The 14,550-nt window shown below is 35.0% G+C and carries 12 protein-coding genes; 9 read left to right on the top strand and 3 right to left on the bottom strand.

Going from position 1 to position 14,550, the window contains the following annotated elements:
* Positions 1-88 precede the first annotated feature (88 nt).
* Positions 89-253 (bottom strand): hypothetical protein, encoded by a 165-nt coding sequence (locus F6K54_RS13490; RefSeq protein ID WP_293078263.1) that lies wholly within the window; start codon positions 251-253, stop codon positions 89-91.
* Here F6K54_RS13490 and F6K54_RS13485 point away from each other — a divergent pair.
* Positions 210-821, top strand: a complete 612-nt coding sequence (locus F6K54_RS13485; RefSeq protein WP_293078261.1) for a DUF3318 domain-containing protein — start codon at positions 210-212, stop codon at positions 819-821. The genes F6K54_RS13490 and F6K54_RS13485 overlap by 44 nt on opposite strands.
* Before the next feature lie 798 nt (positions 822-1,619).
* On the opposite strand, the gene F6K54_RS13480 is transcribed toward F6K54_RS13485, so the two are convergent.
* Positions 1,620-2,300, bottom strand: coding sequence for a hypothetical protein (locus tag F6K54_RS13480; protein WP_293078260.1), 681 nt, complete (start codon positions 2,298-2,300; stop codon positions 1,620-1,622).
* 331 nt (positions 2,301-2,631) lie between these two features.
* Here F6K54_RS13480 and F6K54_RS13475 point away from each other — a divergent pair, with 331 nt between their 5' ends.
* Together F6K54_RS13475 and F6K54_RS13470 are read left to right on the top strand one after the other, a co-directional pair.
* A complete protein-coding gene (locus F6K54_RS13475) occupies positions 2,632-2,970 on the top strand; it encodes a zinc ribbon domain-containing protein (protein ID WP_293078259.1) in 339 nt (112 codons plus the stop codon).
* 573 nt (positions 2,971-3,543) lie between these two features.
* A complete protein-coding gene (locus F6K54_RS13470; RefSeq protein ID WP_366558126.1) occupies positions 3,544-4,773 on the top strand; it encodes an NAD-binding protein in 1,230 nt (409 codons plus the stop codon).
* A gap of 896 nt (positions 4,774-5,669) precedes the next feature.
* Here F6K54_RS13470 and F6K54_RS13465 read toward each other — a convergent pair.
* Positions 5,670-6,065, bottom strand: coding sequence for a hypothetical protein (locus F6K54_RS13465; RefSeq protein WP_293078258.1), 396 nt, complete (start codon positions 6,063-6,065; stop codon positions 5,670-5,672).
* Between the two features lie 611 nt (positions 6,066-6,676).
* Here F6K54_RS13465 and hslO point away from each other — a divergent pair.
* The 6 genes from hslO to F6K54_RS13435 all read left to right on the top strand — a co-directional run bounded on the left by hslO (position 6,677) and on the right by F6K54_RS13435 (position 14,489).
* Positions 6,677-7,612, top strand: a complete 936-nt coding sequence (gene hslO / locus F6K54_RS13460) for an Hsp33 family molecular chaperone HslO (protein ID WP_293078257.1) — start codon at positions 6,677-6,679, stop codon at positions 7,610-7,612.
* Between the two features lie 911 nt (positions 7,613-8,523).
* Positions 8,524-8,901 carry a hypothetical protein gene (locus F6K54_RS13455; RefSeq protein WP_293078256.1) on the top strand — a complete coding sequence of 126 codons (378 nt, stop codon included), beginning with the start codon at positions 8,524-8,526 and terminating at the stop codon, positions 8,899-8,901.
* A 21-nt stretch (positions 8,902-8,922) separates the two neighbouring features.
* The gene (locus tag F6K54_RS13450) at positions 8,923-11,112 is read left to right on the top strand and encodes a hypothetical protein (RefSeq protein WP_293078255.1); all 2,190 of its coding nucleotides are present in this window, start codon (positions 8,923-8,925) and stop codon (positions 11,110-11,112) included.
* A 565-nt stretch (positions 11,113-11,677) separates the two neighbouring features.
* Entirely contained in the window at positions 11,678-12,457 is a 780-nt protein-coding gene (locus F6K54_RS13445; protein ID WP_293078254.1) for an aldehyde oxygenase (deformylating), read from the top strand.
* Positions 12,458-12,627: 170 nt separating this feature from the next.
* Complete coding sequence (locus tag F6K54_RS13440; protein ID WP_293078253.1) at positions 12,628-13,647, top strand: long-chain acyl-[acyl-carrier-protein] reductase; 1,020 nt, start codon at positions 12,628-12,630, stop codon at positions 13,645-13,647.
* Between the two features lie 545 nt (positions 13,648-14,192).
* A complete protein-coding gene (locus tag F6K54_RS13435) occupies positions 14,193-14,489 on the top strand; it encodes a hypothetical protein (RefSeq protein WP_293078252.1) in 297 nt (98 codons plus the stop codon).
* Positions 14,490-14,550 lie beyond the last annotated feature (61 nt).

Genomic DNA, 14,550 nt, shown 5'->3' with positions numbered 1-14,550 from the left:
TATGTTAAGAAAAATGTGGGTAAAGGATAGCCAAAGTTGGGGGGCTAGGGGGGCAAAATTCAGTATCAAAAAACTTTTCAGATATCCTCTAAAACTCAGACAATGTAATATTTTTCCTTCTTCCTTCTTCCTTCTTCCTTCTTCCTTCTTCCTTCTTCTTTCTTCCTTCTTCCTTCTTCCCTCTTCCTTCTTCCTTAAATTTAAAAATTATGAATCCAGAACTTTCCGAAACTAGCCGCTTATTAGATATCATGCCTGCTTCTGGACGGATGATGACAAAAATAGTTGGAAAACCAGAGCAACCTACAATTATTAAAACAACCTTTCCTTTACCTTGGAAAAACGACCGGGTAATCTATCTAAATTTTGACTTATGGATGAATTTACCCAAAGAACAACGAGATTTAATCATGTTACGAACTGTCAATTGGTTATGTGAAATTCAATGGTTTAAGCCTAATCTAAATCAAGGTATTTTTGCAGTTGGTTTAATAGGAGTAATTTCCCAATTAAGCGAAGCAGATGTAGTGGGAATATTAGTTGCGGGTGGTTTAAGTACAATTGGTTTAATCAAAATTTGGCAAAATAATCATAGTACACAAACAGAATTAGCAGCAGATGAAATGGCAATTAGAGTGGCAACAAGACGAGGTTATCAAGAAGCTGAAGCAGCAAATTACTTATTACAAGGAATGGAAAATTTAGCCAAAATTGAAGGGCGTAATAATTTAAACTTTACCGAGTTAGTTAGGTGTCAAAATTTAAGAGCGATCGCTGGTTTATCTCCAGTAGAAGTGCCGGAAAAAGTGAGAAAAGAATAGGTATCTCTCCTCTGTAACTCTCCGAATTCAAGAAATAAGAAATAACTAGATTAGCCAGAAGAATAAAATGCTTGGTATTCCCTCAAAGTCTAAAATATTCCACAAATTGAAGGAGATTGTTATCTTGAATAAAATGGCTATATTTATTATTTATTATAAGTAGAGCAAGCTAAAAAAAAGACGTTCATTTTTCATCAAAAAAACCACTAAAGGCAATGAATATAAACTTTTGAGCTAATTTACAATTTGATACATAACAGCCAAAATTTACCATGTTCTACTTAATAACAATCTATTCCTACTCTACTATTTATCAAAATAACATCGGTCTAAAACCCCGCCTTTTAAGGCGCGATATTTGTTGGAGAATTGCTCAAAATCCCCTACTTCCCCTCCACCGGAGGGGTCAGGGGTGGGTTAACTTCTGACTTCTGACTTCGTTAAGAGGAGTGACAGTGGGAGCATCTTGCTCCCTTTTATTTTGAACAAAAGATTAAATCTAAGCTCAAAAAAACTCTGATTTGACATCCTCCCCGGCCTAAAGGCGCGGGGATTCCTACTGAGCCGTAGCTCTTCGGCGGGTTGACGCTTCTTAGGCTGCTGCTACTTTGACAGTAGTCTTATGCTTGCCTCCACGTCCGCGCACGAGTTTCCGAGTGCCCCCCGGCAACTTTTAATACTGTAGCATATATTCAATTTACTTGCAAATAAAAAGTCGCCCTAGAAGGGCGAGGCTTTAAACCCAATTTTTCGGTCAAACCCACCCCAATAACAGCAAACTATTGCTAAAAAAATAAATTAACCAAGTCGATGATTTTGTTCTAGTTCCATACTAGATTCATTGTTTTTATCTTGAGGAACAAGAAAATTACCATTTTGAGGCTGTAAAACAGCTTTAATTGTCTTCAGAAAACGATTTGATGAAACTTTACCATTAAGTCTTTGACGTTCTTTTACCTTTTTAACAAGATGTCGCATTACAGATAGATCTAATTCATCTATAAAATGGTCAGCTATTTGTTCACCCATTAAATCAATTGCTTCAGAATACTGCTTTTTTAACATCTCTATGGCTGCATATTCTTCATTATTAATTTCCTCTGAATTATTATTTATTGCATCATAATCATTACAAACAAAATTTTCTGTACTTTGGTCTTTTTGTTGCGAATTACTTACATTTGTATCAATATTATTTTCCATCATATTTTTATCATTTTCCTGAGTAAATTGTTGTGGTGAAATTTGACGACGATCTATAAAACTTTGATAATCGATAATACTCATGCCAAGATTATAAATATGATGATGTACATGATCTATTAAATCTACTTCATCTGGATTGTAGTAACCACGACTATTGTCAATACCATGTAATTGTGTCCAACGTTTTAGAGTTATTTCATCATCTAAATTGTATCTCTCTAACATTTCACTGGTAGTTAGATCGCTTTGTGGTGTTACTTTAAAATCACTCATTAATTAATTCTCCTTAAAATTATTTGGTTTGTGTATATTGAGATTTTATATTAACATCAAATGTATATTTAAACTAATCATAGCTGGATTACAAAAAAAAATAATTAGTATGATAACTCTCGATAAAGACTATTGAAAATAATAATTAAGCTTAATTAATTTACCAGATTAATCTCATAAAAAAAGTATAGAGCCTCTCAAAAACTCTCTTGATTCATCCTCACTATTCTGACAATCTCTCAAAATTTTAATTTTCTGTTCATAATCCATGGAAACCCTTTAGCATCATCTATAATTAAAATCTAAGCCTTTTACTGCCAGAAAGATTACTATGCCTGTATACGATTATTTTTGTCCAACTAATCAGCAAAAACTAGAAGTTTGGCACAGTATAAATGAAGATATTACAACTTGGGGCCAATTATGCAAACTAGCTAAATACGATATGGGAGACACCCCAGAAGACACTCCTGTTAAACGTATGATTAGTGCCCCTAGAGTAATAGTAGAAACTGGAATCAGCGATTTAAAAAGTCAAGGATTTAGTAAATTAGTAAAAAGAGACCAAGGAATCTATGAAAATGTAACAGCAACAGGAGATGAAAGTCGCATAGTCAATATTAACGACCATAGTACCTATCCAAATTTTAAGCAAAAACTAGGAGACTAATATATAACAAAAAAAGCTTTCTAATTTTTTACTCCAATAATGTAAGTATTCAGCTATCAGCTATCAGCTATAAGTTATCAGCTAAGGAAGAAGGAAGAAGGAAGAAAGCAAAAATTGATTTAATAGCAAATACATAACTTCTAACTTCTCTGTTTGGTCAAGTTTTGTCTTAAGAAAGGTGTTTATAAAGTATAGTTTTAAGAACAGAGTTTTATTGCTGAGAGCTGACAGCTAATAGCTTTTTGCGCAGCATTCCGCAGGAAATACTTACGTCAATATTACTATTAGTATAATCATAATTTTATCAGTTCTATTAACCATAGCAGAATTATCTATACCTGAAAAATAACCCTATTTATTATTATTTAATATTCTTAGTAAAATATTCACTATATTATTTGTTATAGAATTGTAAGCATTCAGCCGTCAGCTATCAGCTATGAGTTATTAGTTCATTATCAGCTCAAAAGAGGAATTAGTCTCCAAGGAGAATTAAAACTTATAAAAAAATGTCTTCAGCTAACCTTAGTAATTTCTTGATTATTTCAAAAGCTGAATGCTGAATGCTGATAGCTGAATGCTTACATAGAATTAAGTTTCCGGTTTATAGTTGCTCCTAATAAAAAAGTTTATTTTCAAGAATACTGGTTAGATATACTAGCGATGTTACCATTACTAAAAGTATTCAGAACAATTAGAGCTTTACAACTATTACGTCTACTAAGAATACTCAGATTACCTGTTTTTTTCTACCGTTATGCCAGCACATTTCCCTATATCTTACAAAGAGGAATAAAAGAATACCTAATAGTTGTTGGACTACTGCTACTAACTATTATGTTTAGTAGTGTTGCTATCTTAGTATTTGAAGGTAGTAATAACCCAAACTTCACTTCCTTAGAAGCAGGATTTTGGTTTAGTGTTTATTCTCTATTTGCTGGCGAACCAATTCCAGCTTCACCATCCTCATTAGGAGGAAAAATAGTTGGGGTATTTGTCATGTTTATGAATGTTACTATTTTTGCTATGTTTACTGGAACAGTATCAGCATTTATGGTAGATAGAATCCGTAGAGAGGATGATATAGTGGACTGGGAAAGCTTTAGTAATCATACAATTATTTGTGGTTGGAACCGCAAAGCTGAGATTATAGTTAGAGAATTTAAAGCTGCTGGTAAAAGCGAAGGAATGCCAATTATTGTAATAGCTGAATTTGATGATGAGCCTAATTTTATTGCCCCAGATTTAAAATCTCGGATACAATTTCTCAAAGATGATTTTACCAAAGTTACTGCTTTAGAAAAAGCAGGTATAAGTCGAGCTGAAACTTGTATTATTTTATGTGATAAAACTCATGGTCGTAGTGATCAAGATGCAGATGCTCGGACAATTTTAGCTGCCTTAACAGCCGAAAAATTAAATCCAAGTGTTTATACCTGTGCTGAATTACTTAATCGTGAATATGGTTCTCATTTAGATATGGGTCATGTCAATGATTATATAGTTAGCCAGGAACAAAGTGGTTTTTTATTAGCTCAAGCTGCTTTGAATAGAGGATTAATGGGTGTATTTTCAGAATTACTAACTTATGAAAGGGGAAATCAGTTTTATCGGATAACTATTACTACTGAATGGGTAGGGAAAACTTTTTTAGACTTGTTTATACATATTAAGCAAACTCATAATGCTATTTTAATAGCAGTTTCCCAGCCTCAAGGTAAGTTTAAAATTAATCCCGATCGCTATATATTTCAGGAAAAAGACAATTTAATTGTTATAGCTGCTAAGGAAATAAAATTATAAGTTTGATGATTTTAAGCGATCGCTTAGGAATTTTTTTAGCATTAATAGCGGTCGGATAAAAATAGCTTATAACTTATATGAAATACTAAAATTTTTCCTACAAATACTTAGGTTGTTTCCAGGAGTCAGTAGGAATAGCCTATATATCATTTAGTTAGAGTAAAAGGGTGCATCTCATAGCAAGCAAAAATACTTTTTTCCTATATATTCCCTGTTCCCAGATCCGGTGTTCCCTGTTCCCTAAAAGCGATAAATTTTTGGCTTTATTCACCCATTGAGATGCACCCGAGTAAAACCCTATTTTTAGTCAAATCGAAATTTCTAGGTAAAGTCTTTTAAACAGAGAAATTATTCCTAGGATTCTTTTTTATATTTCATCTTACTTAGTGCAGCAATTCTGAATAAGTTACAGCAAAATCAAAAATATATCATATTTTATATTAAGTGAAGTATACCAGTACCGGGCAAGATACTTGCACCAAAAAAGTATTATTATTAATTTCTTTTTAAGATATTTAACTTTATATACTCACAATTTACTGTAAATAGAAATAATTGCCACATCTTAATAATTAATAACTTAAAACGTAAGCATTCAGCCGTCAGCCATCAGCTATTGCTTTTAGTTTAGGATAAAAGCTTTATTAATTGTTTTACTACAAAAGTTTCCTCCCTTGCCCTTAAAGTCTTTTTTTAATCTAAACACTGTCCTATACTGAGAGAGTATTGTTGCTGAGAGCTGACAGCTAATAGCTGAATGCTTACCTTAAAACTTACCGAATAATTAAGGTAAAAATCCTCTCCTTTAAAGGAGAAACAAGAAAATATTTTCCTTTTATTAAATCCTCTTCCTTTTAGGGAGAGGTAATTATCAATTATCCATTATCAATTATCCATTATTGAACAGCTTTTTCTGATGTAGCTAAAAACTCTCGCAAGCGAAGTAAACTAAAAGTCTGACCTAAATTTAGAGGCAACATAGATATTCCTTCTAAACGAGATTGTATCCAACCATCTCCCCAATACCACTCATGAAATCCATCAATACCTTGACTAAGTAGCAACCTCAAACAATTCGGCCCTACTACATCAACATAATGTTTAATTTCTATTAGACCAATCATACTTTTAAACTCTAAACCCTCAGATAATTGTTCTGGTAGTCCAGGAGAAAAGCGTTGAGGCCACAACCATATTTGTAACTTAGATGAACGTAGCAAACTTTCTCTGATCGTAGCTTCGGTAGCTTCAATCTCAATCCGCAAATGGCTTTTTTGGAAAGTACCTAACATAAAAATATAGTAATATAATTTTTGAATTTATATTTAGTATCTTTATAAGCATTCAGGAGTCAGCTATCAGCTTTATTACCTTTAGCAGACAATTTAAGCTTGTTGTTCTTGTGCTTCAATTTTTTGTTTAAAAATATAGTAGAAGTTAAGAAAATGCTTGCTTCATTCATTAAAAAGCTATTGGTGCAGCATGACATAGGAAGAGCTGACTACTAATAGCTGAATGCTTACGTATTTTTTTCTCAAACAAAATTAGAAAATCATAGGTATCTAGGCTAACATTCTTTCCCAATAATTAGGAATAAGTGAAGCAAATTTTGGGTACAAATTGATTAATTTTTATAATTTATGATTATGTATTATAAGAATAAATTTTTTCTAAAAATAATATTCATCGTAAATTTTATAAATAAATAATACTATCTATGATATATCATTATATCTAAAAACTTAGACTAACACAATAAACATAAAGCTAACACAAAAACTAGAGAATAAATTATGTATAGCTATTACTGACATCTGTATAAATAGTTGACAAACTTAACAGGAATATTTCAACAGAGTTATGATAAAGAAAATCATAATTATTAAGAAATGTAAGGACTTCAATGGCAGATCAACTAATTAGAGCTACAGCAGCAGAAGGTGGCATTCGTGCTGTTGGTGTAATTACCACCCGCTTAACTGAAGAAGCAAGACAACGACATAAACTTTCTTGGGTGGCCTCTGCTGCTCTTGGCCGCACAATGGCTGCTGGACTATTATTAGCTTCTAGCATGAAAACCCCGGAATCAAGAGTCAATATTCACATCCAAGGCAATGGTCCTTTAGGAGGAGTACTTGTTGATGCAGGACTAGATGGAACAGTAAGAGGCTATGTAGACAATCCTACAATTGAGCTGTCACCAAATAAAATCGGCAAATTGGACGTAGGAAAAGCTGTAGGCAATCAAGGCTTCTTATATATAGTAAAAGATGTAGGTTATGGCTACCCATACTCCAGTACAGTAGAGTTAGTCTCAGGAGAAATTGGAGATGATATTGCTAATTACCTAATTACATCAGAACAAACACCATCCGCTTTAGTGCTAGGAGTATTTGTAGATAAAGAGGGTATACAAGCAGCAGGAGGACTTTTGTTACAAGTTATGCCCAAAGCAGCTATAGATGAAGAATTAGTCCAAACCTTAGAATCTCGTATAGCCTCCCTATCAGGGTTTACTCCATTGCTTAGAGCTGGCAACACATTACCAGAAATTTTGCAACAACTTTTGGGAGACATGGACTTAAATATATTTCCCGAAAGTCAAATAGTTCGTTTTCACTGTGGTTGCTCTTTTGAAAAAGTGTTAGGAGCATTAAAAATGTTTGGTGTTGATGAACTAAAAGATATGATGGAAAAAGACAATGGTGCCCAGGCAGTCTGCGAATTTTGTGGAGAAGTATATCAAGCTAGTAAAAAAGACCTTACAGAACTAATTGAGGACTTACAACAACCATTTACAGAAATTCCAGTTGGACAACTACGCAAATCATCTTCATAAATTTATCTCATCGTTGGTTGAAGACTCGCGCTCTCCTGAAGGGGAGCGGAGGGATGAAAACCAATCAATTAAAAAAAACCTATAAATATTAAATAGGTTTAATCTGAATTATTAAATATGGTTTTACCAGATTAGCCATCAAACTAAGTATTCATATTTTCGACGGGAAAATTTGTCAAAAATACTGATATTTGCCGTCCTCTCGAATATTTGATTTTCTGTTCAGAACTAAAATATAATTAGGGTTTGCTGATTAAATATCAAAGTATTTACTGATATTGGTAAGTGCCTTTTTAGATCGTGAAAAAGTACCTGATTTTCCCCTAAGAAAGCTCACAAAGTTAGTATTTTGGCGTATAGTTGGGCAGAGTTGGCAAGGGATGATTTTTCCGACTACCTCCTCTACAACTCCCTCCAACTCTTGAGTATTAGCTACTCCCTACTCCCCTCCTGGGAGGGGGAGGGGCGAGGGGTGGGTCCCTACTCCCTGCCTTAGCAAAAAGACTTTTTCAGCAAGCCCTAATTATTGTATATATCAAGGTTGCATCTTTACCCCAAAATAGTGTATATATAGAAACCGCAAATAATTGAAGCCTAGATTTAACTTTTGTAGATAAAGGCTTGCCTATAGGTTAAACCAACCGGAAAGTCGTTATGAAATATATCTGTTGCTTGCCGTTCCGGATAAGTAGTATAATAAAAGTTATACGTAAATATAGTCATATATAGTCAAATCATGTCAAATATCTTCGTTGATTTGTGCAAAAGAGCGCCTTTATATTTGACAAAATTTAATAACTCAAAGGCCCAAAGTTTAATAGTATAATGAAATTGGTACTTGAGTTCCAGACTAAATAATCATCAAAATTCCTAAATGCTCCCACCCTAATATAATTTTAACCCCTTGATTTATGAGATTAGTTGAGAGAGATAATTTTGTATCTGTTCCCTATAACAAATTAATCGAAATGTTATCTTATAAAGCCAAGATGGTAGGGATAGATGTAATTATTACAGAAGAGTCTTATACCTCAAGAGCAAGCTTTATAGATAATGATTTGATACCTGTTTACAACAAAAGTGAGAAAAATCAAGTCACCTTTTCTGGAAAAAGAATAAAAAGAGGTTTGTATCGTACCGCAAGCAAAGAATTAATTAATGCTGATGTGAACGGTTCTTTGAACATTATGAGAAAAGCAGTCCCAAATGTTTTTGACTATGGGAAGCGAGGGTGTTGTAGTTCACCCAGTCAGAGTAACACCTGCAAAATAAGGATATGTCATATTTGACTATATTTTTACGAACTATATATGAATGAAAAATACAAAACAATGGATCGTTGGCGGACACTACGCCAGATGAAGCAAAAACACCAAACCAAATTGCAATTACCTGAACGTAGGAAAAACCGCGAAGAAAGACTGCAGCAACTTAGATCCAATAGCAGTCAGATACAAACATACAAACATCTGGCTAAACCTTCCACTCTGCAAAAACATTCAGTTTCTCAAATAGAAAAAACTAGGCGAAAAAGCCCAAAATCTGCAAAAAGCCCAAAATCTGCAAACAATGTTTGGCCAGTAAAATGGCTATTTTGGATAGCACTATTAGTAATAGTTCCAACTGGGGCAGGTATAACAGCCATATCAGCTTTATTCAAATTACCTTCTCAGGCAGATTGTGAAGAAAGTTATTGGCCAACCGCATCAGCCAGCAAACGTCTTTATTGTGCTCAGATATTAGCTACTTCTCCCACTGTAGATAGTTTACTTCAAGCAATTAATTTAGTAGATGTTTTATCAAATGACCATCCAATGCGTCCACATATTGATGGTTACATTGAACAATGGTCTGAAAAAATACTGTCCCTGGGAGAGCTAGCTTTTCAAGATGGAAAATTAGAAGAAGCTATTAAAATTGCCCAAAAAGTACCTCAGAAAGTTTCAGCTTACACACTTGTAAAAGAACAGATTCAAAATTGGCAAAAAACTTGGACTGGAGCTGAAACAACTTATAAGAAAGCTCAAGAACATCTCCGTCAGGAAGAATGGAATCAAGCTTCCATGGAAGCTTCTCGTTTACTCTCAGTACCAAATGTACATTGGGAAACGAAAAAATACCAGGAACTAATTAACGACATTAAAAGAACTCGCAAAGAAGGTGGCAAATTAAACCAAGCACGAGACATAGGTACACAAGGTGGACTAGATAATCTTACGAATGCTGTCAAAAAAGCTCAATCAATTGGAAAAAATAGCTATCTCTACCAGACTGCTCAAAAGTTAATACTAAATTTGGGCGAACAAATAGCAGATATGGCCTTGGTAGAACTAAATGAAGGAAATTGGCAAGAAGCACTTAAGATAGTCAATAAAGTTCCTGAAAATGATGTCCTAGAGCAAAAAGTAAAAGATATAGAATTATTAGCTCGTGCTCATTCCCCAGCTAACCTCGGTACAATAGCAGGACTCGAAGATGGTATTGCTCAGGCTCAAAAACTCAAAACTGAACGACCTCTTTACAGCAAAGCTCAACAGTTAATTAGCATTTGGCAACAAGAAATTGCAGATGTCAAGATTATAGAAGAAGGAAAAAAACTAGCCCAACCAGGAGGAATTAGCGATTTGAAAGCAGCGATCGCTAAATTGCAGACTGTTCCTCCTTATAACCCTCGTGGACAAGATGCAACTACTTTGATAGGAGCTTGGAGTAGACAACTGCAGCAGCAGGAAGATCGGCCTTATTTGGAAAAAGCAGAAAAATTAGCAAGTTTTGGTGATATTAGTTCTATACAAGCTGCAATTGATGAAGCAAGTCAAATCGGTAGGGGCAGAACTCTGTATGAGGAAGCTCAACAGAAAATCCAAAGGTGGACACAAACAGTTCAACGTTATCAAGATAGACCAATTCTTGATAATGCAGAACGCCTAGCATCTTCAGGTAACTTAGAACAGGCAATTGTTACAGCGCAACAGATTCGACAAGGAAGAGTTCTATATTCCCAAGCTAGCTCCAAAATACGGCAGTGGCAATCTCAAAAAGAGGCAGAAGAAAGTTTAGAGAATGCTCGTCAAGCAGCAGCATTAGGTACAGCAGATGGTTATGCCCAAGCAATTAGTTTAGCACAGAAGGTACCAACTTACAGTTCTAGGCAATCAGAAGCTTCCCAGTTGATTAATCAATGGGGTCAACAAATTTTATCGATCGCTATGGACGAAGTGAATCGAAATGTGCCACTAGCTATTGAGATTGCTAGCAAAATTCCAGTAAGTAGTGTTGCTTATAATTCAGCTCAGAGTCAAATTAGTATTTGGCGAACCTGGCTGAGTACACCTCCACCTGTAGAATATCAGACTCCTACTCCAGAAGCTGTAGAGTATCAAACTATACCTATACCTCCAGAGCAATCTCAACAGTTGAGAGAACAAAATCAAAGAACCATAACAGATGAGAGAGGTAAACCTCTAATATATGCACCAAAGTTTGTGAATAATAATTAACTCAACTGTCCTGACCAAGATAATAGTAAAGAATTATTGGCCATTGGCGTGACCAGGCTAGTGGTGAACGATCAGGATAGGGGCCACAAACTTCGTCTGGTTTTGCGCCCCTAAATACTCTATTTATTAAGCCTGTATTTTGATGATAATATCGGTCTCTATCTCTTACAACATTCTCTAACTAGAGTTTGCTGGACTTCTTAGTGTTTCTGTTAAAATGGTCAGTGGATTAATGTATAATCTAATTATGACTAGGCATTAAATATTTTGGCTGCGGGACTCGCAGTGTCAGTCTGTGGAGCGACTGTAAGACCTGAAGGGAGCAAATCCCGTAAGGCAGGTGCTATGTTTCGCTTCGCGACATGAAAAGCGCAGCTCCTCTGTCAAGAGGAAACAGAAAGCCCCTAACAGTAATGCTAGGGAACCCCGCGCTGTCTCGTAGAGCAGCGTCGGGAGAATGTCAATCTAGAAAGTAGGTACAGTAAACTATAAGCTAAGTTAAGATAAACCAAATATTTTTCTTTGCCCTGATAAAGCTATTTTTTGATGAGGAGATAACTAACTGATGCCAAAGCTTGAAGCAATTTCTACCATAGATTCTCAAAGTGAAACTGACAAAACAATATTTGAAAGTGAAACTAACAAAACAATAGATTCTCAAAGTGAAACTGACAAAACAATATTTGAAAGTGAAACTTACAAAGATGCCTATAGCCGAATCAATGCAATTGTGATTGAAGGAGAGCAAGAGGCATACGAAAACTATATAACTCTGGTCGAAATGCTACCAGACCACGAAGAGCAGCTCAAGGGCCTTTCCAAAATGGAAAATCGTCACAAAAAAGGCTTTGAAGCTTGTGGCCGAAATCTGAAGGTGACACCAGATATGAAATTCGCCAAAAGTTTTTTTGAGCCACTACATAAAAACTTCCAAACAGCAGCACAAACAGGTAATGTAGTTACTTGTTTACTAATTCAATCTCTAATTATTGAATGCTTTGCGATCGCAGCCTACAATATCTACATACCAGTTGCCGACTCCTTTGCTCGGAGAATTACTGAAGGTGTAGTCAAAGAGGAATATACCCACCTCAACTTTGGTGAAGTATGGCTAGAAGAGCATTTTCAAGACTCCAAAGCAGAACTACAGAAAGCAAATCGCCAAAACTTACCCCTAGTATGGAAAATGCTGAACCAGGTGGAAAAAGATGCGAAGACTCTGGGAATGGAAAAAGATGCTTTAATTGAAGATTTTATGATTGCTTATGGCGAAGCTTTGGACAATATTGGCTTTACAGCAGGAGAAATCATGCGGATGTCAGCTTATGGTCTGGTTGCCGCATAGTTGATTTCAATCAAAATGGAAATTAGGATGAGGAATGAATAATAGCATAGCGTTTAACAAAAAACTTTTTCATAGTGAAAATAGTAGTTGCCAACTGCCATATACTAATTCCTGCCTGATTTCCACATACCATCAACAACAACTAACTTACTAATAATATTTACAATTTAATGTTTGGTCTAATTGGTCATCTAACTAGCTTAGAACACGCCCAATCAGTAGCAAGGGATTTAGGGTATCCAGAGTATGCAGATCAAGGTCTTGATTTCTGGTGTAGTGCTCCGCCTCAAATAGTCGATACAATTAAAGTAACAAGTATCACAGGTCAAAAAATAGAAGGCAAGTATGTAGAGTCTTGTTTTCTACCGGAAATGCTAGCAGCTCGCCGAATCAAAGCAGCAACTCGTAAAATAACGAATGCTATGGCTCATGCTCAGAAGCATGGTATTGATATAACTGCTTTGGGAGGCTTCTCATCAATTATTTTTGAGAATTTTAATTTGCAAAAATTTCAGCAAATCCGCAATATTACATTAGAATTTAAACGTTTTACTACTGGTAATACTCATACAGCTTATATTCTCTGTCAGCAAGTAGAACAAGCTGCCCAAAAGTTAGGAATTGATTTATCAAAAGCTACTGTAGCAGTATGCGGGGCCACTGGTGATATTGGTAGTGGAGTCTGTCGCTGGTTGAATACTCAAACAGGAGTGGCAGAATTATTATTGATAGCTCGCGAGCAAGAACGACTAAAAAATCTACAAGCGGAATTAGGGCGAGGTAAAATTCTAGAATTAAACGCAGCTTTACCTCTGGCAGATATTATCGTATGGGTAGCTAGTATGCCCAAGGGTGTAAACATCGATCCAAATGTTTTGAAGAAACCTTGTTTATTAATTGACGGTGGTTATCCAAAAAACATGGCAAGTAAAGTTCAACAAGATGGAATCTATGTTCTAAATGGTGGAATAGTAGAACACTCTCTTGATATCGAGTGGAAAATTATGAATATTGTCAACATGGACGTGCCTGGTCGTCAATTATTTGCTTGTTTTGCAGAGTCAATGCTATTGGAGTTTGAAAAGTTATATACTAATTTTTCTTGGGGACGTAATTTAATTACTGTCGAAAAAATGGAACTAATTGGTAAGTTATCCATTAAACATGGATTTAGCCCTCTAATGCTTTGAAGAACACATAAGAAATATTTAATTTATTAATTTAGGAATATTTGATTTTCTTTTAGTTCAAAAGTACAGGAACATAGATAATTAGATGAACGGCGTTGCTAAATAGATGTATGACAGGACTTACGGAACAACTACTTATGGTGTATATTTCGTATGGGTGCGTAAGTCCTGCTTCACCGCTCAAACACATTAAGTTTAGGATTTCCTGGTTTTCTTATCTTCGTGAAAATCGAGTGCTAAACACTCCACAATAGTTGCTAAAATCCTCTGGTCTTAGCAGACATATGTAATAATAACACAGATTAATGGCGTAAAAACATAGACATTTTGTAGATATAAGTCTTGGATAGTCGATGTTTTTCAGCTTTAGCAAACAACAGTATTTTAAGCCTCTAGCTTCAGGTTGGTACTGATAACTGATAACTGTTAACTGTTAACTGAAAAGACTGGAGTGATCGCTACTATTTTCCGGAATTTCCTGATGCCATGAAGGATCTAACTAAAAGCACCTAGATAGTTTTATTCAATGTTTGGAGTGGGAAGATATGTCTGACAATTCTACATCAAAATTTCGTCCAAGAAAACATATTATTTCTCTTGGTTGGTTTAGCTTTATAATGATTAGTAGTTTTACTGGTATAATTAGAGATGGAAATTTTGAGAACTTACCAATAAATTTTTTAATTGGTAGTATTCCAGTGGCTATTGGTCATAACATCGATATTCAGAATCAGAAAAAAGAGCAGAAATTGCTATTAGCAGAACAGGAAAAACGTAAATTAAAACTCATAGAAGATTTAGCTATGAGTCAAACCTTGTTGCAAAGAGCAGAAAATTTATAATATCGTAGAAGGAAGAAGGAAGAAGGAAGAGGGAAGAAGGCTATTTATAGTTGTTTAACTT

It is taken from the genome of Okeania sp. SIO3B5 (genome assembly GCF_010692555.1).
GTDB lineage: Bacteria > Cyanobacteriota > Cyanobacteriia > Cyanobacteriales > Microcoleaceae > Okeania.
Note: the sequence above shows the minus strand (reverse complement) of the source record. Positions and strands in the feature narration are given on the sequence as shown.

Coding starts and splice junctions, on each gene's coding strand:
- F6K54_RS13485 (WP_293078261.1), top strand. CDS start 210: ATGAATCCAGAACTTTCCGAAACTAGCCGCTTATTAGATATCATGCCT.
- F6K54_RS13490 (WP_293078263.1), bottom strand. CDS start 253: ATGATATCTAATAAGCGGCTAGTTTCGGAAAGTTCTGGATTCATAATT.
- F6K54_RS13475 (WP_293078259.1), top strand. CDS start 2,632: ATGCCTGTATACGATTATTTTTGTCCAACTAATCAGCAAAAACTAGAA.
- F6K54_RS13455 (WP_293078256.1), top strand. CDS start 8,524: ATGAGATTAGTTGAGAGAGATAATTTTGTATCTGTTCCCTATAACAAA.
- F6K54_RS13450 (WP_293078255.1), top strand. CDS start 8,923: ATGAATGAAAAATACAAAACAATGGATCGTTGGCGGACACTACGCCAG.
- F6K54_RS13445 (WP_293078254.1), top strand. CDS start 11,678: ATGCCAAAGCTTGAAGCAATTTCTACCATAGATTCTCAAAGTGAAACT.
- F6K54_RS13440 (WP_293078253.1), top strand. CDS start 12,628: ATGTTTGGTCTAATTGGTCATCTAACTAGCTTAGAACACGCCCAATCA.
- F6K54_RS13465 (WP_293078258.1), bottom strand. CDS start 6,065: ATGTTAGGTACTTTCCAAAAAAGCCATTTGCGGATTGAGATTGAAGCT.
- F6K54_RS13480 (WP_293078260.1), bottom strand. CDS start 2,300: ATGAGTGATTTTAAAGTAACACCACAAAGCGATCTAACTACCAGTGAA.
- F6K54_RS13435 (WP_293078252.1), top strand. CDS start 14,193: ATGTCTGACAATTCTACATCAAAATTTCGTCCAAGAAAACATATTATT.
- hslO (WP_293078257.1), top strand. CDS start 6,677: ATGGCAGATCAACTAATTAGAGCTACAGCAGCAGAAGGTGGCATTCGT.